Origin of the sequence: Microbacterium sp. ER1, from assembly GCF_023383675.1 — a bacterium.
Classification (GTDB): Bacteria; Actinomycetota; Actinomycetes; order Actinomycetales; family Microbacteriaceae; genus Microbacterium.
On record NZ_QCXO01000138.1, the window covers coordinates 1 to 22,134 of the forward strand.

General features: G+C 70.5%; 24 protein-coding genes. 9 read left to right on the plus strand and 15 right to left on the minus strand.

The features are described 5' to 3' along the window. Nucleotides 1-152: 152 nt before the first annotated feature. The 3 genes from BV453_RS13275 to BV453_RS13285 are packed head-to-tail and all read right to left on the minus strand — an operon-like array spanning nt 153 to nt 2,712. A complete protein-coding gene (locus BV453_RS13275) occupies nt 153-824 on the minus strand; it encodes a response regulator transcription factor (RefSeq protein WP_085607696.1) in 672 nt (223 codons plus the stop codon). Continuing rightward, on the minus strand, nt 821-2,089 hold the full coding sequence (locus tag BV453_RS13280; RefSeq protein WP_249521811.1) for a sensor histidine kinase: 1,269 nt from the start codon (nt 2,087-2,089) through the stop codon (nt 821-823). Before BV453_RS13280 ends, BV453_RS13275 begins: the two co-directional genes overlap by 4 nt. A 5-nt stretch (nt 2,090-2,094) precedes the next feature. Further along, nucleotides 2,095-2,712 carry a VTT domain-containing protein gene (locus BV453_RS13285; RefSeq protein ID WP_249521812.1) on the minus strand — a complete coding sequence of 206 codons (618 nt, stop codon included), beginning with the start codon at nt 2,710-2,712 and terminating at the stop codon, nt 2,095-2,097. A 167-nt stretch (nt 2,713-2,879) separates the two neighbouring features. Between BV453_RS13285 and BV453_RS13290 the strand changes: the two genes are divergently transcribed. Together BV453_RS13290 and BV453_RS13295 are read left to right on the plus strand one after the other, a co-directional pair. Beyond that, nucleotides 2,880-4,478 (plus strand): ABC-F family ATP-binding cassette domain-containing protein, encoded by a 1,599-nt coding sequence (locus BV453_RS13290; RefSeq protein ID WP_249521813.1) that lies wholly within the window; start codon nt 2,880-2,882, stop codon nt 4,476-4,478. Between the two features lie 22 nt (nt 4,479-4,500). After that, a complete protein-coding gene (locus BV453_RS13295) occupies nt 4,501-5,094 on the plus strand; it encodes a pyridoxal 5'-phosphate synthase (protein WP_249521814.1) in 594 nt (197 codons plus the stop codon). A gap of 176 nt (nt 5,095-5,270) precedes the next feature. Here the strand turns inward: BV453_RS13295 and BV453_RS13300 are convergent, their stop codons facing one another. From BV453_RS13300 to BV453_RS13315, 4 genes are read right to left on the minus strand one after another with little or no spacing between them, the layout of a single operon-like run. Continuing rightward, nucleotides 5,271-6,080 (minus strand): SURF1 family protein, encoded by an 810-nt coding sequence (locus BV453_RS13300; RefSeq protein ID WP_249521815.1) that lies wholly within the window; start codon nt 6,078-6,080, stop codon nt 5,271-5,273. After that, nucleotides 6,077-6,271 carry a hypothetical protein gene (locus BV453_RS13305; RefSeq protein ID WP_025103635.1) on the minus strand — a complete coding sequence of 65 codons (195 nt, stop codon included), beginning with the start codon at nt 6,269-6,271 and terminating at the stop codon, nt 6,077-6,079. Before BV453_RS13305 ends, BV453_RS13300 begins: the two co-directional genes overlap by 4 nt. After that, nucleotides 6,268-6,612, minus strand: a complete 345-nt coding sequence (locus BV453_RS13310; RefSeq protein ID WP_025103634.1) for a DUF3099 domain-containing protein — start codon at nt 6,610-6,612, stop codon at nt 6,268-6,270. The genes BV453_RS13305 and BV453_RS13310 overlap by 4 nt, the downstream gene beginning before the upstream one ends. A gap of 52 nt (nt 6,613-6,664) precedes the next feature. Further along, nucleotides 6,665-7,168 carry a DUF4190 domain-containing protein gene (locus tag BV453_RS13315; protein ID WP_249521816.1) on the minus strand — a complete coding sequence of 168 codons (504 nt, stop codon included), beginning with the start codon at nt 7,166-7,168 and terminating at the stop codon, nt 6,665-6,667. A gap of 140 nt (nt 7,169-7,308) precedes the next feature. Here BV453_RS13315 and BV453_RS13320 point away from each other — a divergent pair, with 140 nt between their 5' ends. After that, the gene (locus tag BV453_RS13320) at nt 7,309-8,019 is read left to right on the plus strand and encodes a beta-ketoacyl-ACP reductase (RefSeq protein ID WP_060921849.1); all 711 of its coding nucleotides are present in this window, start codon (nt 7,309-7,311) and stop codon (nt 8,017-8,019) included. Nucleotides 8,020-8,034: 15 nt separating this feature from the next. On the opposite strand, the gene BV453_RS13325 is transcribed toward BV453_RS13320, so the two are convergent. The 3 genes from BV453_RS13325 to BV453_RS13335 are packed head-to-tail and all read right to left on the minus strand — an operon-like array spanning nt 8,035 to nt 10,694. Next, nucleotides 8,035-8,730, minus strand: coding sequence for an alpha/beta fold hydrolase (locus BV453_RS13325; protein ID WP_249521817.1), 696 nt, complete (start codon nt 8,728-8,730; stop codon nt 8,035-8,037). 38 nt (nt 8,731-8,768) lie between these two features. Further along, nucleotides 8,769-9,404, minus strand: coding sequence for a phosphoserine phosphatase SerB (gene serB / locus BV453_RS13330; protein ID WP_249521818.1), 636 nt, complete (start codon nt 9,402-9,404; stop codon nt 8,769-8,771). 48 nt (nt 9,405-9,452) lie between these two features. Continuing rightward, entirely contained in the window at nt 9,453-10,694 is a 1,242-nt protein-coding gene (locus BV453_RS13335) for a glucose-1-phosphate adenylyltransferase (RefSeq protein ID WP_062634342.1), read from the minus strand. Nucleotides 10,695-10,763: 69 nt separating this feature from the next. On the opposite strand from BV453_RS13335, the gene glgA reads away from it, so the two are divergent. The 3 genes from glgA (at nt 10,764) to BV453_RS13350 (ending at nt 13,175) form a co-directional block, all read left to right on the plus strand. Next, complete coding sequence (gene glgA, locus BV453_RS13340) at nt 10,764-11,948, plus strand: glycogen synthase (protein ID WP_085607679.1); 1,185 nt, start codon at nt 10,764-10,766, stop codon at nt 11,946-11,948. A 17-nt stretch (nt 11,949-11,965) separates the two neighbouring features. Then, on the plus strand, nt 11,966-12,751 hold the full coding sequence (locus tag BV453_RS13345; protein WP_025103627.1) for an ABC transporter ATP-binding protein: 786 nt from the start codon (nt 11,966-11,968) through the stop codon (nt 12,749-12,751). Between the two features lie 166 nt (nt 12,752-12,917). Beyond that, nucleotides 12,918-13,175, plus strand: coding sequence for a type B 50S ribosomal protein L31 (locus BV453_RS13350; protein ID WP_025103626.1), 258 nt, complete (start codon nt 12,918-12,920; stop codon nt 13,173-13,175). Nucleotides 13,176-13,244: 69 nt separating this feature from the next. On the opposite strand, the gene BV453_RS13355 is transcribed toward BV453_RS13350, so the two are convergent. From BV453_RS13355 to BV453_RS13365, 3 genes are read right to left on the minus strand one after another with little or no spacing between them, the layout of a single operon-like run. Next, complete coding sequence (locus BV453_RS13355) at nt 13,245-13,529, minus strand: hypothetical protein (protein WP_126893090.1); 285 nt, start codon at nt 13,527-13,529, stop codon at nt 13,245-13,247. Between the two features lie 53 nt (nt 13,530-13,582). After that, complete coding sequence (locus BV453_RS13360; RefSeq protein WP_202976248.1) at nt 13,583-14,839, minus strand: alpha/beta fold hydrolase; 1,257 nt, start codon at nt 14,837-14,839, stop codon at nt 13,583-13,585. Next, nucleotides 14,836-16,839 carry a DUF262 domain-containing protein gene (locus BV453_RS13365; RefSeq protein WP_126893092.1) on the minus strand — a complete coding sequence of 668 codons (2,004 nt, stop codon included), beginning with the start codon at nt 16,837-16,839 and terminating at the stop codon, nt 14,836-14,838. The genes BV453_RS13360 and BV453_RS13365 overlap by 4 nt, the downstream gene beginning before the upstream one ends. Nucleotides 16,840-17,015: 176 nt before the next feature. On the opposite strand from BV453_RS13365, the gene BV453_RS13370 reads away from it, so the two are divergent. Both BV453_RS13370 and BV453_RS13375 read left to right on the plus strand, forming a co-directional pair. Then, a complete protein-coding gene (locus tag BV453_RS13370; RefSeq protein WP_025103622.1) occupies nt 17,016-17,789 on the plus strand; it encodes a hypothetical protein in 774 nt (257 codons plus the stop codon). A 182-nt stretch (nt 17,790-17,971) separates the two neighbouring features. Then, nucleotides 17,972-18,475, plus strand: coding sequence for a DUF3145 domain-containing protein (locus BV453_RS13375; RefSeq protein WP_025103621.1), 504 nt, complete (start codon nt 17,972-17,974; stop codon nt 18,473-18,475). A gap of 139 nt (nt 18,476-18,614) precedes the next feature. Here the strand turns inward: BV453_RS13375 and BV453_RS13380 are convergent, their stop codons facing one another. After that, a complete protein-coding gene (locus BV453_RS13380; protein WP_249521819.1) occupies nt 18,615-20,018 on the minus strand; it encodes a PLP-dependent aminotransferase family protein in 1,404 nt (467 codons plus the stop codon). A 95-nt stretch (nt 20,019-20,113) separates the two neighbouring features. On the opposite strand from BV453_RS13380, the gene BV453_RS13385 reads away from it, so the two are divergent. Beyond that, nucleotides 20,114-20,791, plus strand: coding sequence for a YitT family protein (locus tag BV453_RS13385; RefSeq protein WP_126893095.1), 678 nt, complete (start codon nt 20,114-20,116; stop codon nt 20,789-20,791). Between the two features lie 86 nt (nt 20,792-20,877). On the opposite strand, the gene BV453_RS13390 is transcribed toward BV453_RS13385, so the two are convergent. Next, entirely contained in the window at nt 20,878-22,116 is a 1,239-nt protein-coding gene (locus tag BV453_RS13390) for a beta-ketoacyl synthase (protein ID WP_025103618.1), read from the minus strand. Between the last annotated feature and the right edge of the window lie 18 nt (nt 22,117-22,134).

The following is a 22,134-nucleotide window of genomic DNA, read 5'->3' on the forward strand; positions in this document are numbered from 1 at the left end:
GCGGGGGCGGGGGCGGGGGCGGGGGTGCTGAGGCGTGGAGCCGCGGCGATGACCATGAGTCCTCCTGGGAACGGTGTCCTCGGAGGCTATGGAGGCGGTGGTGGGCGGGACATCACTCCGTGGTGCCGTCCTGACCCCTACGCAGGGGTGACTCAGGCGGAGGGCTCGACCAGGCCGGTGTCGTAGGCGAGGATGACGGCGTGCACGCGGTCCCGGAGGCCGAGCTTCGCGAGCACCTTGCCGACGTGGGTCTTCACGGTCTGCTCCGCGATGAACAGGTCGCCGGCGATCTCGGTGTTCGACCGGCCCTTGCCGATGAGGACGAGGACCTCCCGCTCGCGGTCGGTGAGTTCGGCGAGGGCCGTCGCCGACCGCCGCGAGGCCGGCCGCCGTCCGGCGAACTGCTCGATCATGCGCCGGGTCACGCTGGGGGCGAGGAGCGCATCGCCGCCGGCCACCACGCGGACCGCATGGACGAGCTCCTCCGGCAGAGCGTCTTTGAGGAGGAACCCGCTGGCCCCGGCGGCGAGGGCGTCGTAGACGTAGTCGTCGATGTCGAAGGTGGTGAGCATGAGGATCCGCGGCACGTGCGCGGCAGGGTACGACGGACCGAGGATGCGGCGGGTGGCCTCGATGCCGTCGAGCTCCGGCATGCGGACGTCCATGAGGATGACGTCGGGATCGAGCCGCGCGGCGAGCGTCACGGCCTCCGCGCCGTCGGCCGCCTGGCCCACCACGCGGATCCCCTCGTGCGCGTCCAGCAGGGCGGCGAAACCGGCGCGGACCATCGCCTGGTCGTCGGCGATGAGCACGCTGATCGTCACGGGTTCTCCTTGTCTTCCGCCGAGGCGGTCGGGGTGGGCGGTACGGCCGTTGCAGACAGCGGCAGGGCGGCCTCGACGGTCCAGCCGCCGTCGTCGGAGGGCCCGGCGGCGAGGCTTCCGCCGAGCAGTTCGGCGCGCTCGCGCATTCCCCGGAGGCCGTAGCCGCCGGAGGGGCTCTCGGTCGCCTGCGGCGGTGCGGCGTTGTGCACACGGATGTGCAGGGCATCGGCGTCGGCATGGAGGCGGACGGTGACGCGGGCACCAGGCGCGTGGCGGACGGCGTTGCTCAGCGCCTCCTGCACGATGCGGAAGGCGGCGATCTGCACGCCGGGTCCCGCCGCGGAGGCCGCTTCCATCCCCTCCAGCACGAGGCCGACCTCCACCCCTGCCCGGCGGATCGTGTCGACGAGGGCCGGAACGTCGTCCAGTCCCTGCTGCGGTGCGAGCTCGGCGTGCTGGTCCTCGGTGCGGAGCACTCCCAGCATGCGCCGCATCTCGGTGAGCGACGTGCGCGCTGTGGCGGCGATGTCGTCGAACTCGGCGGCGGCCTCGGCGTCGAGGTCCGCGATCCGGTAGCGTGCGGTCGACGCCTGCACCTGGATCACCGACATGCTGTGCGCCACGACGTCGTGCAGCTCCCTGGCGATCCGGGTGCGCTCCTCCACGAGAGCGCGCCGGGATTCCTCCAGCGCGCTGTGCTCCTTCTCCCTCGTGAGCTCCGCGGCGACACGCACGCGACCGGCGACGAGGACGGCGATGAGCAGCATCGCGGCAGCGACTGAGGTCGTCACGATGAGATTGGCGGTGGCGCTGCCGGAGCTCGCCGGCCTCGCGACCATGTCCGGGCGCAGCAGCGGCGCCGTCAGCGAGGTCAGTGCGCCGATCACGAGGGTGAGGCCTCCGAGGCGGGCTCCCTGCACGAAGGACATCACGCCCACGAGGAGGACGAAGGCCAGGAGCGCCGGTACCGACCAGGGCCAGGGGGAGTGGATCGCGCGCGCCGGCTCGACGAGGAGCGGCAGCAGGAAGGCGCCGGCGGCGAAGACGACGATCGCCGTCCGCGGCCGGGAGGGGACGAGGAGGGGAGCGCCGCACACGGCGGCGCCGAGCAGGAAGGACAGGGGCAGCGGCGTGCCGGAGAGCACCGTCTGCAGGGAGACGAGGAGCGCGTACAGCACGACGACCGCCGCAGTCAGCGCCACGAGGGCGCCGGTGCGACGGCTCATCCGTGGCGGGCGCGGGGTGCGCTCTCGGCGGCGTGCCATGCGTCTCATCCTGCCAGGTGCGCGACCGGCGTACGGCGTCGGCGGAGCGCCGCGATCCGGTCGATGATCACACCGACGAGCAACGCGACGACGATGCCGATTGCGGCGCTGAGCACGGGCTGGTCGTGCAGCCAGGCGCCGGCGAGCAGCCCGATCGCGAGGCTGAACACGCTCCAGCTCACACCGGCGATGAGGCTCAGCGGGAGGAACCGCCGCCAGGGGAACCCGAGCGCTCCGGCGGACATGTTCACCGCGACGCGTCCGATCGGGATGTAGCGGGCGCCGAGGATCAGCGTGGCACTGCGGCGGTCGAGGGCGTGCTGCGCGAAGGCGAAGGCGGCGGCGACGCGGGGGCGCCGCATCCAGGCGAATCTCGTCGTGCCCAGTCGGCGGCCGATGAGGAACGCGATGTTGTCGCCGATCGCGGCGCCCAGGGCGGCGACGGCACCCAGCAGCACGATGTCGCCGTCACCGGTGGACGCGGCCACCGCCGCCGCGGCGACGAGGACCGTCTCGCTCGGGACCGGCGGGAAGAACCCGTCGATCACGGTCACCGCGAACAGCACGGCGTACAGCCAGGGGGAGGCGATCGCCTGCAGGATGAGATCGTTGAGGATGTCCACTCCGGCACCGTAAGCAGCGGGTGGGGAGAGGGACATCACTCCGGGGTATCGCCTCGGTCACCCTGGAGAGGGATATCCGTGGCGGGCGTCGCCACAGGCGCGGCGGCATATACTGGTTGGCTGGCCGCTCGGCCATCACCCTCCTCCCGAACGAACGGACGTCCGCTGTGCTTGCCGTGCACGACCTCGAGATCCGCGTTGGCGCGCGCCTGCTGATGGAGAACGTCTCGTTCCGTGTGTCCGACGGCGACAAGATCGGCCTCGTCGGACGCAACGGTGCGGGCAAGACCACGCTCACCAAGGTGCTCGCCGGCGACGTGCTGCCCTCGGGTGGCACCGTCACCCGGTCGGGTGAGCTCGGCTACCTGCCGCAGGACCCCCGTTCGGGCAACCCGGAAGACCTCGCCCGTACCCGGATCCTCGATGCCCGCGGCCTCGGTCAGCTCAACCTCGGCATGACGGAGGCCTCGCTCGCCATGGGCTCCGACGACCCCGCGGTGGCCGCCAAGGCGATGAAGCGCTACGCCGCGCTCACCGAGAAGTTCGAGGCGCAGGGCGGCTACGCGGCCGAGGCCGAGGCGGCGTCGATCGCGCACAACCTCTCGCTGCCGGACCGCATCCTCGACCAGCCCCTGTCGACCCTCTCCGGCGGCCAGCGTCGTCGCATCGAGCTCGCGCGCATCCTCTTCTCCGACGCGCAGACGATGATCCTGGATGAGCCGACCAACCACCTCGACGCGGACAGCGTGGTGTGGCTGCGCGAGTTCCTCAAGAACTACAAGGGCGGGCTGATCGTCATCAGCCACGATGTCGAGCTCGTGGGCGAGACCGTCAACCGGGTGTTCTACCTCGACGCCAACCGCCAGGTCATCGACATCTACAACATGAACTGGAAGAACTATCTGCGGCAGCGCGCTGCGGACGAGGAGCGTCGCAAGAAGGAGCGGGCCAACGCCGAGAAGAAGGCGACGACCCTGCAGCAGCAGGCGGCGCGCTTCGGGGCGAAGGCGTCGAAGGCGGCAGCAGCGCACCAGATGCTCGCGCGCGCCGAGAAGCTCCTCTCCGGGCTGGAGGACGTGCGCCAGGAGGACCGCGTCGCGAAGCTGCGGTTCCCGAAGCCCGCCCCCTGCGGCAAGACCCCGCTCATGGCATCCGGGCTGTCGAAGTCGTACGGCTCACTGGAGATCTTCACCGACGTCGACCTCGCGATCGACCGCGGATCCAAGGTCGTCGTGCTCGGTCTCAACGGTGCGGGGAAGACGACGCTGCTGCGCATGCTGGCAGGTGTCGACAAGCCGGACACCGGGCAGCTCGAGCCCGGACACGGTCTCAAGGTCGGGTACTACGCGCAGGAGCACGAGAACCTCGACGTCAGCCGCTCGGTCCTCGAGAACATGGTGTCGGCCGCTCCGCACATCACGGAGACGGAGGCCCGCAAGGTCCTCGGCTCCTTCCTGTTCACCGGTGACGACGTCCTCAAGCCGGCGGGTGTGCTGTCCGGAGGCGAGAAGACCCGGCTGTCGCTGGCGACGCTCGTCGTGTCGTCCGCGAACCTCCTCCTGCTCGATGAGCCCACGAACAACCTCGATCCGGCCTCCCGCGAGGAGATCCTCGGGGCGCTGGCCCAATACGAGGGCGCGGTGGTGCTCGTGTCGCACGACCCCGGCGCGGTGCAGTCGCTGAACCCCGAGCGTGTCCTCATCCTGCCCGACGGCGTCGAGGACATCTGGAGCCAGGAGTACCAGGACCTCATCGAGCTCGCGTAGCGGGTCGTGGCATAGTCGGAGGATGGCGGCGCACCCGATCCTTCCTCCCTCGGAACTCGCGGCGTGGTTGCGTGCGCAGCCCACCCTCACCGGGACGGCGCCGCCGCTGCACCTCGACGACCTTCCCGACGATCCGGTGCTGCTCTTCCGGGAGTGGCTCCGCGCGGCGGCCGCGGCCGGCGTCCCCGAACCGCATGCGGCGACGCTGGCGACGGTGGACACGGACGGCATCCCGGACGCGCGCACCCTGATCCTCAAGGACGTGGACGCGCGCGGCTGGGCGTTCGCCGGGGCCCGGTCCTCCCGGAAGGCCGCGCAGCTCGACGCGCATCCTGCTGCGGCGCTGAACCTCTGGTGGCAGCCGCAGCGGCGTGCCGTGCGCGTACGGGGAACCGTGCACGAGGCGTCGGCGGCCGAGAGCGACGCCGACCTCGCGGCCCGCTCCGAGAGCGCCCGCGCGGGTCTCCGACCGGGGGACTGGGTGCTGTGGCGGGTGGTTCCGACGCGGGTCGAGTTCTGGCAGGGGGCGTCCGACCGGAACCACACCCGGATCGTCTATGACGTCGTCGGCCGCGTATGGCGGCATGCCGTCACGGGCTCTGCTCGCGAGCGCTAGACATCGAGATCGACCGGAGGCGCCCCGCAGGCGGGGATCGAAATGGTGCGTGCCGATGGTCCAAGAGGCCCGTTTCCCATCCTGCGTCGGCCGGGCGGTCCGTCCGGGATCGAAAGGGTGCCGGGCAGCGCAGCGTCCGGCGCGTTCTCGCGCTCGCGTGACGCTCGGCGGGTGCGTCAGCGCGCGTCGAGCAGTTCGTCCTCGGCGTCCGCGTCGCGGTCGCGGCGTTTCGGTGCCTTCGCCGGTGCCGGCTTCCCCTCGACCTCTTCGCGGTGCTTCACGATCTCCGTGCGGATGATGTACCCGATGAAGATGAAGCCCATGATGGCGAACAGGATCCACTGGATCGCATAGGACAGGTGCGGACCCGGGTCGTCGGTGGGGGACTCGAAGCCGCCCAGCGCGGCATCCGCGGCGGGCTGTTCCTCGACCAGGCGTCCGTAAGCACCGGTGATCACCTCGTCGCCGACGAGGTCGGCGATGGACGGGAGGTGGATCGTGGGCACCTGGCCCTCCGGAGCCCCGCGTCCGGACCCGGGAAGCGGCTCGCCGGGACGCAGGCGGACGGTCACCGTGACCTCGCCGGACGGTGGAGAGGGGACAGCGTCCGGGAGCTCGCCCTCGCCCGGTGCCACCCAGCCGCGGTCGACGATGAGCACACGACCGTCCGTGTTGCGGAAGGGGACCAGCACCTCGAACGCGCTCGTTCCGCCGTGGGGACGGTTGCGGACCAGGAGCTGCTCGTCGGCGAGGTACTCGCCCTGCAGCGTGACGGGGCGCCATTCGTCCGCGGGGTCGAGCTCGTCGTCGGCGACCACGTCGGCGAGGGGGACGGCCGGGGCATTGTAGTTCTGCTCCACCAGCGCGATCTGCTCAGCGCGGGATTCGTTCCTCTCGAACTGCCAGTTGGAGAGGAAGACGCAGGCGATCGCGAAGCCGATGGCGATGAGGACGTACACGCCCCAGCGGGTCAGGCGGTTGCTCATGAAGGCACCCCGTCTCGCACCGTCACCGGGAAGTCCCGCGCGGCGAGGTAGTCGTGGAGGAAGCCGACGTGCTCCTCGCACGCCAGCCAGATCTTCTCGCGATCCGCGGAGTGGATACGCGGGTTGCGCCAGACGACCTGCCTCGTGGCCGCGCTCCGGCAGCCGGCGCGCGAGCAGATGAGCGCGCTCATCGGTCGGTGCGGCCTTCGCGGATGGTGATGACGTCGGGGGCGGTCTCCGGAGCGAGCGATGGTGCGGGCGGCGCATCGATCTCGCGCATCGGCGACTCGGCGGCGGTCTCCGTGCTGTCGCTGCCGGCGTTCGCGAAGACGACGGCGATGTACGGGAGCACGGCGGCGGCCAGCGCGAACACCCAGGTCCACCAGCCGAACGGCTGCACGAAGAACATCAGCCCGAAGCAGACGATGCGGATCGTCATCGTCAGGGCGTACCGGCGCACACGATGGTCTCCCTCATCCCGCGGGGACTGCGGCAGTGAGGTGACGGCCGGGACTCGACGTGCGTTCTTCACGATGGTTCCAGCCTACGCCGCCGTGGCGACATCGGCATGCCCGGGCGAGGCGTCAGCTCGCGAAGACGAACGGCAGGGTGAAGGCGCCGAAGACGACGAGGCCGATGATCGTCGAGACGATTGTGAAGACCAGCACGCCGATCATGACGTAGCCGAGGATGAGCCCGGCGATCGCCATGCCGCGGCCGCCGAGACCGGGAGTGCGACGGATCTGTCCGAGCGCCATGTGACCGGTGATCACGGCCGCGATCGAGGCGAGCATCGGCACGATCGCCCAGAACAGCACGACACCGGCGATGCCGCAGACGAGGGAGGTGATCGCGAGTCCGCTGGACGGCCGCGCAGGCGCGGCTCCATACGGTTGCGGGGCCGCGTACTGCTGCGGGGCCCCGTACTGCTGAGGCGTCGAGTACTGCTGAGGCGCCGAGGACGGCTGCGTGGCGGCGTTCGCCGGCGGTGCCGGCGGGAACCCCGGGTACGCCGGGGCGGAACCGGAAGCCGGGGGGAAGGCCGGGGGGTGCTCGCCGGACGAACCGGAGATACGGGGATCGCTCACGCTGGTGCCTTTCGTCGCCCTCAGAGTCCCAGGAGGCTCCCGGTCTGTCAAACCGTCGTCGTGAAGGCGGCACGGCAACGTCGCTAGGATCGATCACGGCCCGGAACCCCGGCCCTCGACCCCAGACCCAGGAGTGTCCCATGAGCGCGGAGCGCGTCGTCCTCGTCACCGGAGGCAACCGCGGCATCGGCCGCGCCATCGCCGAGCGCTTCGTGCGGGAGGGCTACCGGGTGGCGGTGACCGCTCGCAGCGGAGAGGGTCCGGAAGGCACCCTGACGGTGCGCGCCGACGTCACGGACGCCGCCGCTCTCGATGCGGCCTTCACCGAGGTGGAGCAGCAGCTGGGTCCGGTGGAGATCGTCGTCGCCAACGCCGGGATCACCAAGGACACCCTGCTCATGCGCATGAGCGAGGACGACTTCGACAGCGTCGTGGCGACGAACCTCGGCGGCACCTTCCGCGTCGTCAAGCGTGCGTCGAAGGGGATGCTGCGGGCACGGTTCGGACGGGTCATCCTCATCTCCAGCGTCGTGGGCCTGTACGGCTCCGCCGGGCAGACGAACTACGCCGCCTCCAAGAGTGCGCTGGTCGGTTTCGCCCGCTCGCTCACGCGCGAGCTCGGCGGACGCGGCATCACGGCCAACGTCGTGGCACCCGGCTTCATCGAGACCGACATGACCGCGGAGCTCCCCGAGGAGACGCAGAAGCAGTACAAGGCGAACATCCCCGCGGGGCGGTTCGCGACGCCGGATGAGGTCGCGGGCGTCGTGACCTGGTTGGCGAGCGACGACGCCGGTTACATCTCGGGCGCCGTCATCCCGGTCGACGGTGGTCTCGGCATGGGGCACTGACCCCAGCAGTCCTCCTCAGCGATCGATCGCGCGCACGAGGAGCTCCGCGAGACGCTCGGGCGCCGAGAACTGCGGCCAGTGTCCGGAGCCGATCCGGACGACCTCGGCGTCGCCGATCGCCCGATACTCCTCGGCGTACGGACCCCACTGGCTGATCACCGCGTCGAAGGCGTCCTGGTCCAGCCCTCCCATCAGCAGGGTGACCGGGATGCGATACCGTGCCGGGTCGTGCAGAGCGAGCTCGTCCGTCGGCACCCGCGCGGGGACGCTGTGCGTGAGCGGGGCCGTCCTCGCACGGGTCTCGTCGTCCAGATCGTGCACGTCCTCATCGGGGAAGAAACCCCAGCCCGGGAACGGGACGACGCCGTCCTGCACCGGGAACTCGCTGATGCCCGAGCCCGGGGGCGGCGGCACGGTATCGACGAAGACGACCCGGGTCACGCGGTCCGGTCGCGCGTCGGCGACGCCCCAGGCGACGTTGCCTCCGCCGCTGTGTCCGACGACCACCACGTCGCCCTCCGCGGCATCGACGGCGGCGACCGCGGCGGCGACCCAGTCGTCGATCCCGACATCCGCCGCCGTCTCCGCAGACGCGTCGAGCCCGGGCATGGTCAGCGGACGAGGGCGGTGGCCGGCGCGCTCGAGGGCAGGCACGACGTCGTCCCAGCTGGAGGCGTCGAGCCAGAGGCCGGGAATGAGGATGATGTCCATGACCCGACCGTAGACCCGGCCACGGACATCGGCCAGCGTCAGGGGAGGAGCGGGATGACCGTTCCGAGGTCGACGGGGCCGATGACCAGGCTCGCGGACTCGCGGACGGCAGGCTTGGCGTTGAAGGCGAGCCCCAGGCCGGCGACCGCCATCATCGGGAGGTCGTTGGCGCCGTCGCCGATCGCGATGGTCGCGTGCGGCGCCACGCCGAGCTCCTCGGCCCAGGTGCGCAGCCAGAAGGCCTTGGCCGCGCCGTCGACGATGTCACCGTCCACCCGCCCCGTGAGCGCGCCGTCGGCGGCCTCGAGGCGGTTCGCGCGCCACCGGTCCACGCCGAGTCCCGGCGCGACGTCGTCGAGGATCTCGTGGAACCCGCCGGAGACGACGCCGACGACTCCGCCCCGTGCGTGCACGGCGGCGGTGAGGTCGCGGACGCCCGGAGTCGGCTCGACGCGGGCGCGAACGCGGGCGAACGCCTCGACGGGAACGCCCGCGAGGGCAGCCACCCGGGAGCGGAGGCTGGTCGCGAAGTCGATCTCCCCGCGCATCGCGGCTTCCGTGGCCGCCTGCACCTCGGCGCGACGGCCGGCCTCCTCGGCGAGGAGCTCGATCACCTCGTTCCGGATGAGCGTGGAATCGGCATCGAGGACGACGAGGAATCGCGCGGTGGTCACCCCCCGAGCCTAGCGACCGGGGGACCGGAGCCCGCGCCGCATGACGCGTCAGCGTTCGATGAACACGCCCTTGCCCACGACCGTGATCCCCGACTCCGTGACCGTGAACCCGCGGGCGAGATCGCGTTCGCGGTCGACGCCGACCGTGGCGCCGTCGGCGAGCACGACGTTCTTGTCGAGGATCGCGCGGTGCACGCGGGCGCCCTGACCGACGTGGACGTGATCGAACACCACGGAGTCCGTGATGGTCGAGCCGCCGCCGGCCAGGGTCCACGGCCCCACGACGCTGCGTTCGAGGTGCGTGCCGGAGAGCACCGACCCCAGCGAGACGATCGAGTCGATGGCGTTGCCGATCCGCCCCACGGAGTCGCGGACGAACTTCGCCGGCGGGGAGTTGACCGCCTGCGAGTGGATCGGCCACTCCATGTTGTAGAGGTTGAAGATCGGGAGGGTGGAGATCAGATCCCGGTGCGCGTCGAAGAACGAGTCGATCGTCCCCACGTCGCGCCAGTAAGAGCGGTCGCGCGGGGAAGACCCCGGGACCTCGTTCTGCTTCATGTCGTAGTAGCCGGCCTCGCCGCGGTCGACGAAGTACGGGACGATGTCGCCGCCCATGTCATGACTCGACGTCGGCAGCTCGCCGTCGGCCTCGACCGCCGCGATGAGGGCGTCGGTGTCGAAGATGTAGTTGCCCATGGAGGCCAGCACTTCGTGCGGGGAGTCCGCCAGACCCGTGGCGTCGGTGGGCTTCTCGAGGAACTGCCGGATGCGTCCGGACTCCGGATCGGCGTCGATGACCCCGAACTGGGACGCCAGGGCGAGCGGCTGACGGATGCCCGCGACCGTCGCCTTCGCGCCGGACTCGATGTGCGCCTCGAGCATCTGGCGGAAGTCCATCCGATAGACGTGGTCGGCGCCGATCACGACGACGATGTCGGGCTTCTCGTCGTTGATCAGGTTCATGCTCTGCAGGATCGCGTCGGCGGAGCCGGAGAACCACCGCTTGCCGAGCCGCTGCTGGGCCGGGACCGAGGCGACGTACGAGTCGAGCAGCGCCGACATCCGCCACGTCTGCGAGATGTGCCGGTCGAGGCTGTGCGACTTGTACTGGGTCAGGACGACGATCTGTCTCAGCCCGGAGTTGATGAGGTTCGAGATGGCGAAGTCGATCAGGCGGTACTGGCCGCCGAACGGGACGGCCGGTTTTGCGCGGTCGGCCGTCAGCGGCATGAGTCGCTTGCCCTCGCCGCCGGCGAGGATGATCCCGAAGACCTTCTTTGGAGCGGACATGGGTCCACCATAGATCCCGTTCGGCGCGGGGAACTAGCATCTGGACAACCCGCTCGATAGCGTCTAGGCATGCGAGTCGAGATGATCACCAAGGAGTATCCGCCGGAGATCTACGGAGGCGCGGGTGTGCACGTCGCCGAACTCGTCTCCGCACTGCGTCGGGACATCGATGTGACGGTGCGAGCGTTCGGCGCCCCGCGCGACGAGGAGGGCACCTTCGCCTACCGCGCTCCCGAGAGCCTCTCCGCCGCCAACCCGGCGCTGCAGACGCTCGGAACGGACCTGGAGATCGTGTCGGCCATCGCGGGCGCCGACGTCGTGCACAGCCATACCTGGTACGCCAACTTCGCCGGACACCTCGCCTCCCAGCTCCATGGGATCCCGCACGTGCTCACGGCGCACAGCCTCGAGCCGCTGCGGCCGTGGAAGGCCGAGCAGCTCGGGGGCGGCTACGCCGTGTCGAGCGGCATCGAGAAGCTCGCCTACGAGAACGCCGCCGCGGTGATCGCCGTGAGCGCCGGCATGCGCGCGGACATCCTCCGCAGCTATCCGCAGGTCGACCCCGCGCGGGTCCGGGTGATCCACAACGGGATCGATGTCGAGCGCTGGCGTCCGGTGCAGGATCCGGCCTTCCTCTCCTCGATCGGCATGGATCCTGACCGCCCCTCGGTCGTCTTCGTCGGACGCATCACACGGCAGAAGGGGCTGCCCTACCTTCTGCAGGCGGCACGGCTGCTGCCGCCCGAGGTCCAGCTCATCCTCTGCGCCGGTGCTCCGGACACGCCGGAGATCATGGCGGAGGTCCAGGAGGGGGTGCGGCTGCTGCAGCAGACCCGAGAGGGCGTGGTGTGGATCGAGCGGATGCTGCCGCGGGACGAGCTGTCGGCGATCCTGGCCGCGGCGACCACCTTCGTCTGCCCCTCCGTCTACGAGCCGCTCGGGATCGTGAACCTCGAGGCCATGGCGTGCGGAGCGGCCGTCGTGGGAACGGCGACCGGCGGCATCCCCGAGGTCGTCGACGACGGCGTGACGGGCCGGCTGGTCCCCATCGAGCAGGTGCAGGACGGCACGGGCACACCGACCGACCCCGACCGCTTCGTCGCCGATCTCGCGGCAGTCCTCACCGAGGTCGCCACGGATCCGGCGCGGGCGCGGGAGTACGGCGAGGCCGGTCGGGAGCGGGCCCGCACGCAGTTCAGCTGGGGCGCGATCGCCGACGAGACCCGCGCGCTCTACGCAGAGCTGTCCGCCTGAGCCGATAGGCTTTCGGTATGCCGATCGCTCTGGAGTTCACCGACGTCGTCGTGCGCCGAGAGGGGCGCAACATCATCGATCACGTGACCTGGCAGGTCTCTGACGATCAGCGATGGGTGATCCTCGGGCCGAACGGTGCGGGGAAGACGACCCTGCTGCAGCTCGCCGACACGCTGATGCACCCCACCTCGGGCACGGTCACCGTCCTCGGCGAGACGCTCGGACGCGCGGACGTCTTCGAGATCCGTCCGCGGATCGGGTTCGCGTCGTCGGCCATGGCCAAGCGCATCCCGCGCGACGAGACGGTGCTCAACACCGTCCTCACGGCGGCGTACTCCGTGCTCGGGCGCTGGAACGAGAGCTACGAGGACATCGATGAGCGGCGTGCGCTGCGCGTGCTGGGCGACTGGCGTCTCGCGCACCTCGCCGACCGCACCTTCGGCACGCTGAGCGACGGCGAGCAGAAGCGCGTGCAGATCGCCCGGGCGGTCATGACGGACCCGGAGCTCCTGCTGCTCGACGAGCCGACGGCCTCGCTCGACCTCGGGTCGCGCGAGGAGCTGCTGGCTCTGCTCGGCGGCTATGCGTCGGCGCCGACGACGCCCGCGATGCTCATGGTCACCCACCACGTCGAGGAGATCCCCGTCGGATTCACGCACGTGCTGCTGATCCGCGACGGCGCCGTGGTCGCCGCGGGCCCGATCGCGGAGACGCTCACCGCGGACGCCCTCGGCGAGACCTTCGGCATGCCGATCGCGCTCAGCAGCGAGGACGGGCGCTACTCCGCCCGCGCCGCCTCCTGACCTCGGTCCCCGTGGGTCGCTGAGCTCGGTCCCGATGGGTTACTGAGCTCGGTTCCGATGGGTTACTGAGCTTGTCGAAGTACTGGTAGAATCGATCCTTGGTGCGTTCGGCACCACAGACTTCCCTCGTCCCTGGCACAATCCAGGGCAGCAACAAAGGAATCCCATGAAGACTGACATTCACCCCGAGTACAAGGCTGTCGTGTTCCGCGACCTGGGTTCGGGCGAGACCTTCCTCACCCGCTCCACCGTCACGAGCGACAAGACGATCGAGCTGGACGGCGTGGAGTACCCGGTGATCGACGTCGAGATCTCCTCGGCCTCGCACCCCTTCTACACGGGCAAGCAGCGCATCATGGACTCGGCCGGCCGCGTCGAGAAGTTCAACCAGCGCTTCAAGGGCTTCGGCGGCTCCTCCAAGTAAGACCGCCCACGAAGGCCCCGTACTCCTCGGAGTGCGGGGCCTTCGTCATGTCCGGGGTGGACGAGTCGCTCAGACGTCGATGACGATGCGTCCGCGCTCGATGCGGCCCGGCGGATCTCCGGGGGTCGGCGCCGGGGCCGTGCGCCGGGTCTGCCGGTCCCGCTCCTGGCCGGCCTCGTGCGCGGTGGGGGACCACACCGCGTCGAAGACGCCGACGAGCCCTCCCGAGCCGGCCTGCTCGTACTTCTCCTCGACCGGACGACGGGAGAGGGAATGCCGGATGCCCACGAAGAACAGCACCGGCCCCGTGCCGAGCACGAGGACGATCGTGGTCCACCCGAGCAGATGCTCCATGGCCCCAGGATAGATCGCGGAGCGCGGCGGTGGCACCCGTCGCGGGGCGGAGGTCAGCGGAGGCGGCGTCCGTGGGCGAGGTCGATCAGCCGCTCCAGCACGGGCCCCGTCCGCAGGCCGTTGTGCTCGTGCTCGCTCGTCACCCAGGGTGTCACACCGGGGAGGAGACGGGCGGTCTCCAGCGAGAACTCCACGGGCACATACACGTCGTTCACGTACACGGCGGCCGCGCCCGTCGCCCCGGAGGCGGCGAGGGCGGCGGTGTCGTAGATCCGCGGCCAGGGGTGCTCCGCCAGGATCGACGTCACCTCCCGCCAGGGCTGCAGCGCCGGGACGGTGTCGGCCCACTCGCGGCGGATGTGCTCGCCCGTGAAGAGCGTCGGATCGTCGCGGAAATCGGTCGGTTCGACGCGCTCGGCGGACCACCGCGTGGTGTGTCCGTTCGCATAGCTCGACTCATGGAAGGCGTAGTACAGCGGGTTGCGGCCGCCGAAGGGCATGGCGTGCTGGAGGTCGTGCCGGAAGGCGTTGGACGCGGGATCCCGCTCCAGCAGCGACCAGACCGTCTGCCAGCCGTCGTCGGTGCCGAGAGCGGAGCCGACGGAGCGGAGGCGGGAACGCGATACGACCTCGCCGTCGGGGATGATGAGCTCACCGGCGTCCGCGAGATCGATCAGGCGTCGCATGACGTCGCGGTGCTCCGGGAAGCGCCGGTAGTACCGCTCGGAGGCCGTGCGCATCTTGTCGTAGCAGAGCGCGTACACCTCGTCCGGATCGCGCTCGACCGTGCTGAGACCGCCGGTGATGAAGACGTCGTCGAGGGAATCCGCGTGGGTCGACAGGTACGCCAGCGTCGTGAACCCGCCGAACGACTGCCCGAGGACGCTCCAGGTCGATGCCCCCAGATGCTCCCGTAGTGCCTCGCAGTCGCGCACGATGGCATCGGCACGCAGGTGCGTCAGGTACTCGGCGACGGCTTCGGCGCCCTGCGCGAGGTCGCCGTCGCCGACGGGGGAGGAGAGGCCGGTGCCGCGCTGGTCCAGGAGCACGAGCCGATAGTGCGCGAGGGCCTGATCCAGCCAGGCCGGCGCCGTGGAGGAGTGGAAGGGGCGCGGCGCCTCGTGGCCCGGCCCGCCCTGCAGGAAGACCAGGTAGGGGAGCGCCTCGCCGCCCTCCCGTGCGACGACGCGGGCGAACACGTCGATCGTGCGGGTGTCTGCCGGGTCGTCCCACACGAGGGGGACCGTGAGCGTGTGGTCCTCGATCGCAAGGTCGAGCAGGCGGCGGCGGATGACAGTGGTCATGGTCACATCACATTCCCGATGTAGGAGTACTTCACGAAGACCTCGGCGGCGATGCCGGACTCGTCGAGGACGCCCTGGACGGCCGTCATCATGTAGTTCGAGTCCCAGCCCATGTAGAGGAAGTGCGTGTCATCGAGGTCGTCCCACTGCCCCTTCCACGCCTTGTCGCGGTAGATCGGGCCGCCGTGGGTCGCGCAGTACGCCAGAGCGGCCTCGGTCGTGTCGGTCCAGGCGCGACGGAACACACGGTTGAACAGGTGCTTGACGTCGTAGACCTCCCACCGCTCGCCGCGGTACTCCACGTAGTCGAACTCGCGCTCCCACCCCGCGGGCCAGCCGCGGCGGCGCACGGCGTCGAGGATCGGGGTGAGGCCGTCGTCGTCGATCTCGGGCAGCGCGGGCCGTGCCCACACGCGGACGAGGTCGGCCGTCAGCGCCACTGTTCGTGCGGTGATGGCCGCCGTGCCCCAGGATTCCTCCGCGGCGAGGGCGCGGGTGGCCGGTACCGCGCTGCGGGCGTAGGCCTCATCGCGTTTGGCGGGGAAGGAAGCGCCGAACACCCGCTCCGTTAGCCCCTGTTCCAGCAGCGTGAGGTTGCCGAGGGTCGGTGCGAGGGCGCGGTGGCTGTTCTGCTCGTCCTCGGAGTACTCGCTCCAGGGACGCACGCCGTCGCCGGACCAGGCGTCGCCGGGCACGGCGGGCACGATGTGCTCGACGTCGAAGCCGTCCACGTCGTCGACGCCCTCGAGCCGGCCGAGCACGTAGGCCGGATACGGCAGCTCGCTGTATTTGAGCACGGCGCTGACCCGCTCGTCCGACGGGGTGATGCGCGCGATGGCGCGGGCGAGGGCGTCGTGTCCGTCGCGGCGGGCACGGCAGAGCCGGGCGATCAGGCGTTCGGCGGGAAGGTTGACGAGCGCGCGGCGGAGGAACATCGCCTGCAGCCACTCGAGCGTCTCGAGGAGCTGACTCCGGTCGATGAGGCCACGCGCGTGATCGCTGTAGGCGCTCATGACCAGCGGGGAGGAGGAGCGTCCGAACGTGTTCACGTACTTCAGCTGCCGCGCGATCTCCGGGTCCTGCTCCTTCGTCGGATCGAGGAGGATGCCGTAAATCTCCGCATAGTGCCGCCACGTCTCGGCGTCGGCCTGGAGGTGGGCGACGTCGACGCGCGGGAACGACTGGCGGAAGGCGCTGTACACGCCGTGCTCGCCGTTCGCCGCCACCTCACGCCCCGTCACGAGCACGAGGTAGTGGCGCCAGAACGCGCCGATCGCCTCGCCCGTGTGCTGCTCGATCGGCAGCCAGAACCGCGCTTCCACATCCATCTGCTCGGCGTGGTTCAGCCCCATGAGGATGTAGTTGTGGATCAGCTCGTGATCCCGCAGCGGCTCGCCGGTGGAGTTCAGGCTCTCGAAGATCTGCTGCGCGTTGGCCTGGGCGCCGAGCGTGATCGAGACGTGCTCCAGGCGCTGCAGCCCCTGCCAGATGAACGGCACCTCGTCGGCATGGATCTGGCTGCGGAAGAACGCGTAGTTGTCGTCGAAGCGCGATTCGCGGTCGACGTCGTCCCGGCGATCGAGCACGACCGACTCGTAGAGATCGGCCCAGGCGTCGTGCGGACGGAGCTTCGTGCGCTCGGGATCGTCGGGGCGGACCAGCACGCGGGCGAGGTCGGCGGCGAGCTCCGGATCGCGGTCGCGCACCGAGTGATGCAGCGCGGCGACGAGGAGCATGAGCGTGGTGAGGCGCTGCTGCCCGTCGATGAGGATGAGGTCGGCGTCCGGACCGGAGCCGTCCTCGGCGGAGAGGATCGAACCGATGAAGTGGCGATGCGCGTCGTCTTCCGCGGCCACCGCCCTGACGTCGGAGAGGAGCCGCTCGCAGCCGCCGATGTCCCAGCGGTACTGCCGCTGGTAGACCGGGACGACGATGGTCGTGCGTCCCGCCGCGAGCCATTCGATCGTGTTGACTGCCGTCGCCTCGACGTTGGTCGCGGTGCTCATGCTGGTGTCTCGTCCTCCCGTAGCGACAGGCGCCACGGACGCGCCGGGTGCCCCGCCCAGTCTATTCGCTTATCCACGGCGACCCTCCGGGGGAGCGCCAGGTCCCGCTGTTAGCCTTGCCTTATCAGGGCCTGTTAAAACGTGCTGGCCCCCGATGAAAGGAACATGACTCGATCATGGGATACATCAAGTCCGCAGCGCTGGAGGAGAAGGGCTTCGTCGTCCTCGACAGCTACGACCAGGAGGCCGACCCCAAGGAGTGGCTCGACATCGAGTACGTCGACTGGAAGTCCTCGGGCGACACCCGGTTCGCGCCCCTCGCCAGCGCCTTCGGCGACATCGAGTGCAACGGCTTCTGGAACCACAAGCCGCCGCGCACCGACAAGGACGGCGTCTGGATCGACGAGCAGACCGCCAAGGCCCCGAACCTCACGCGCCGCGCGCAGGAGCCCGGTGCGAACGTCGGCCGCTGCCGCGTCATCGAGCTGCAGCCGACCCCGTACGGCGACTGCCTCTACAACCTCCACCAGGACGACAACAACCGCCTGAACCCGGACGGCACCGGCTGGGTCGTCCGCGGGTTCTTCAACCTGACGGACGACAAGGACAGCTACTTCGTCCTGCGTGAGAACCGCACGGACCCCAGCATCGAGTACCGCATCGCCCTCCCGGCCGGCGCGCAGCTCATCGTCGACACCCAGCGTCTGTGGCACGCGGCTACGCACAACGGCACCGACCCGCGCTACTGCCTCATCACCTCGTGGACCTCCGGTCCTGAGCTCGACGCCTACATCGAGAAGTACCACGGCACCGACGACGTCCCGAACGTCGAGGTCCCGCAGGACGTGCTCGAGTTCGGCTACGCCGAGCAGGCCCGCAAGGACGCCGCTCGCGCGGCCTACTACGCCGCGAAGGGCCAGCAGGTCAAGCAGGCCATGAGCGAGGCCTGAGCTGGGTCGCTGAGCTCGTCGAAGCGCCCGAAGGCCCCGGTCCACGGACCGGGGCCTTCGTCGTCGAATCACACGCTTGTGATTTCGCGGGAACTCGGCGAGAATGGGCGCACAACCGCATACTCTCGCCACTTCGTGGTTCAGGTCGTAGGGGAAGACGCACCTGATGAAACGGAGAGATCATGGCGACGGCTTACGCACGCGGAGTGGTGTTCATCCACTCGGCGCCTCGCGCGCTCTGCCCGCACCTGGAATGGGCGGTGGGTCGCGCTATCGGGCGTGCGGTGAACTTCGACTGGACCGAGCAGCCCGTGCTGACCGGCGCACGCCGCGCCGAGTTCTACTGGGACGGTCCCGTCGGTACCGGTGCTGCCCTCGCGACCGCGATCCGGGGCTGGGAGCACCTCCGGTTCGAGGTGACCGAGGATCCCACGCCGCGCAGCGACGGCGGTCGGTGGCTGCACACGCCGGACCTCGGCATCCACTACGCCCAGACCGATGCCGCCGGCAACATCGTCATCGGCGAGGACCGCATCCGCTACGCGATGGAGATCGCCGCGGGCAACGCCGTCGAGCTGCAGCGCGAGCTCGACATCGCCCTGGGCTCCGCCTGGGACGAGGAGCTGGAGCCCTTCCGTCACGCCAGCGACGACGCGCGCGTCGTCTGGCTCCACAAGGTCGGCTGACCGACCGTCGATACCGGGAGCGCGGAGGCGTGAGTATCGGATTCCGGTGAGTGATCCCGGACGCTGAGAAGACGAATCCCCGCTCCGTTCGACGAAGACCCCGCCCGGCGCGACCGGGCGGGGTCTTCGTCTGCGCCGGTCAGATCACGGCCGCGTGCGCGAGGTCGTCGACGGTGTTCACTCCACCGCCGCGCACGTCCGCCCAGGCCTGCGCCAGGCGCGTCATCGCCTCCGCTGCACGCTCGGGCGGGAGCGTGATCGGGATCCGGAGTCGCCGCTCCAGCACGCCGCCGGTCGTGAAGCGCGGTCCGGGCGGCAGGATGAGTCCCCGTTCCCGGGCAGCGAGGGAGAGGGTCGTCGACAGGGGAGCGCCGAGATCGATCCAGGCGGAGAGGCCGCCGGGCGTCTCCGGCATCCGCATCCCCGGGATCCCGGCGATTCCCGCGGTCACGGCATCCCGCCCGGCCGTGAGGCGTCGCCGGACGTGCTGGGTCAGTGCCGGGACGTCGTCGAGCAGCTCCACGGCGATGCACTGCTCGAGGAGGGCCGTGCCGAGCTCGAACGAGGGGCGGACGGCCAGCAGCCGGGCGATGACCGAGCGCTCGGCGCGGATCCAGCCGATGCGCATGCCTCCCCACGCGATCTTCGACATCGATCCCACCGTGATCACGTTCGGGCCCTCGGCTGCCATCGGCGTCGGGGCCCATCCCCGGTCGATGTCGAGCTCCGCCGTCGTCTCGTCGACGATCAGGTGCGTGCCGGTGTTGCGGGCCGTCGTCGCGATCCGGGACCGCTCCTCCTGCGGCAGCGTCGCTCCGGTGGGGTTGTGGAAGTCCGGGATGAGGTACGCGACGTGCGGGCGCGCTGTCCGCAGGGTGTCGGTGAGGTGCCGGGCGTCCCAGCCGTCGGTGTCGACCGGTGTCGGCACCAGGCGATAGCCGTGCCGGTGCAGAGCCTCGAGCGCATGCGGGAAGGTCGGCTGCTCCACGAGGGCGCGTTCGCCACGGCGGCCGATCGCCGTGAGGATGAGGTTGACGGCGTTCAGGGCGCCCGAGGTGATCATGATCTCGTCGGCCGAGGTCGCCGCGCCGCGTTCGGTGAATCGGCGGGCCACGGCTTCTCGGAGCTCGGGAAGGCCCTGCAGCGAGTAGCCGCTCGTCCCGCGCAGGGCCGCCAGCCGGGGGAGGGAGCGCACGGTCGCGTCGTACAGGCCGGGGGTCGAGTCCATCGAGGCGATCGACAGGTCGATCGCCGCGTCGTCCGCGTCGGGGGCGGCGGCCGCCGGGCCGTGCGGGAGGGTCACTCTGGTGCTTCCGCCATGATGCCGGGACACGTAGCCACCGGCCTCGAGAACGCCGTAGGCGCGGGTGATGGTCGAGCGTGACCGCCGCAGCTCGAGCGCGAGGGCGCGCTCGCTCGGCAGTCGCTCGCCGACCGTGAGGCGTCCGTCGAGGATGAGGGCCCTGATGCGGTCGGCCAGGCCCGACGCTGAGGCGTCGTCGATGTCCTGGGTGCCGAGCTGGGTGACGAGACGGGAGGCCATGCCTCCAGCCTGCCGCAAAGTGGCCTTCCATGTGCAGACCACTTTTCGCTCAGTGGTCGGCCTCGTCCCTCCTTCGTGCGGGCCACGATGGAGAGATGCTCTTCCGTGCCGTCTTCCTGCCCTTCACCGCGACCAGCCGCCGAGACCTGGCCGAGCGGCTGGCGCAGCTCGTGGGCGGGCTCTTCCTCTACGGCGTCGCGCTCGGCTTCATGGTGCGCGGCGGGATCGGCGTCGCGCCCTGGGACGTGCTCTCGCTGGGTGTCGCACGCTGGACGGGACTCGGGTACGGGGTCGTCACGGTGCTGATCTCGATCGTCGTCCTGCTGCTGTGGATCCCGCTCCGTCAACGGGTGGGTCTCGGCACCCTGCTCAACGCGCTGCTCATCGGCCCGTTCGCCGACCTCACCCTCCTCGTGCTGCCGGCTCCGCCCTCCGTGTGGGTGGGGGCGCCCATGTTCGTCTTCGGACTCGTGCTGCTGGCGTTCGCGACCGGGCTCTACATCGCGGCGGACTTCGGCCCCGGACCGCGCGACGGACTCATGACGGGGCTCGTCCGGGTGACCCGATGGCCGGTCTGGCTGGCGCGGACGGTCATCGAGGGGTCCGTGCTGCTGATCGGCTTCCTGCTCGGCGGTCCGGTGGGCGTCGGCACCGTGCTGTTCGCCTTCGGCGTCGGCCCGTTGATCGGCTGGTTCCTCCCGCGGATCGAGCGCCGCCGCCGGGAGCGTTCGCAGCGCCTCGCCGTCGGGGCCAGCGCGCCCCTGGGCCCTTGAGCCCGTCGAAGGGGCAGAGCGGACCGCGCATGATGAAGGCCCCCGGGATCACATCCCGGGGGCCTTCATCGTGGACGCGGAAACGGTCAGTCGACGCCGCCCAGCACGAGCACGGCGTTGTGTCCGCCGAAGCCGAACGAGTTGCTGATGGCGATCTGCGGGCCGTCGCCGAGCGGAGCCGCCTCTCCGGACAGACGGAACGGCACCTCCGGGTCCGGCTCGGTCATGTTGATCGTCGGCGGAGCCACGCGGTCCCGCAGCGCGAGGAGGGAGAAGATCGCCTCCAGCGCGCCGGTCCCGCCCAGGAGGTGCCCGGTCGACGCCTTGGTGGCCGACACCGGGATCTCGTCGATCCGGTCGCCGAAGACGTTCTTCAGCGCGACGTACTCGTTGGGGTCGCCGACCGGGGTCGAGGTCGCGTGGGCGTTGATGTGCGTCACCTGGTCGGGCGTGATGCCGGCCTCCTCGAGTGCCTGGATCACGGCACGCGCCGCCCCCTTGCCCTCCGGGTCGTTGCCGGTGATGTGGTACGCATCGGCGGTCACGCCACCGCCGAGGACGTAGCCGTAGATCTTCGCGCCGCGGGCCTTGGCGTGCTCCTCGGTCTCGAGGATGAGGGCCGCGGCGCCCTCGCCCATCACGAAGCCGTCGCGGTCGATCGCGCCGGGTCGGGAGGCGTGGGCCGGGTCGTCGTTGCGGCGCGACAGCGCCTGCGCGGACGCGAACGCGGCCATCGTGATCGGGTGGATCGCCGACTCGGTGCCGCCGGCGATGACGACGTCGGCCAGCCCCTCCTGCAGGTGGTGGAAGGCGTGGATGATCGACTCGGTGCTGGAGGCGCACGCGCTGACGACGGTCTGCGCATAGGCGCGGGCCTCGAACTGCAGCGACAGGTTGCCGGCGGCCGCGTTCGGCATCAGCATCGGCACGGTCAGCGGCATGACCCGGCGGGGGCCCTTCTCGCGCAGCGTGTCCCAGGCGTCGAGCAGCGTCCAGAGGCCGCCGATCCCGGTCGCGAAGTCGACGCCGAGGCGCTCGGGAGCGACCTCGGGCGAGCCCGCGTCCTCCCAGGCCTCGCGCGCCGCGATGAGCGCGAACTGCGAAGAGGGGTCGAGACGCTTCGCCTCGTGGCGGGGCAGCACCTCTTCCGGGCGGACGCTCGCGGAGGCGGCGAACGTGACGGGCAGGTCGTACTCCTGCACCCAGTCGTGCTCGATCGTGCGGGCGCCGGAGGCACCGGCGAGAAGGTTGTCCCAGTTCTCCGGGGCCGTCCCGCCGATGGCGGAGGTGGCGCCGATGCCGGTGACGACGATGCGCTTGGTCATGAGGTGTGGTTCCTTGTC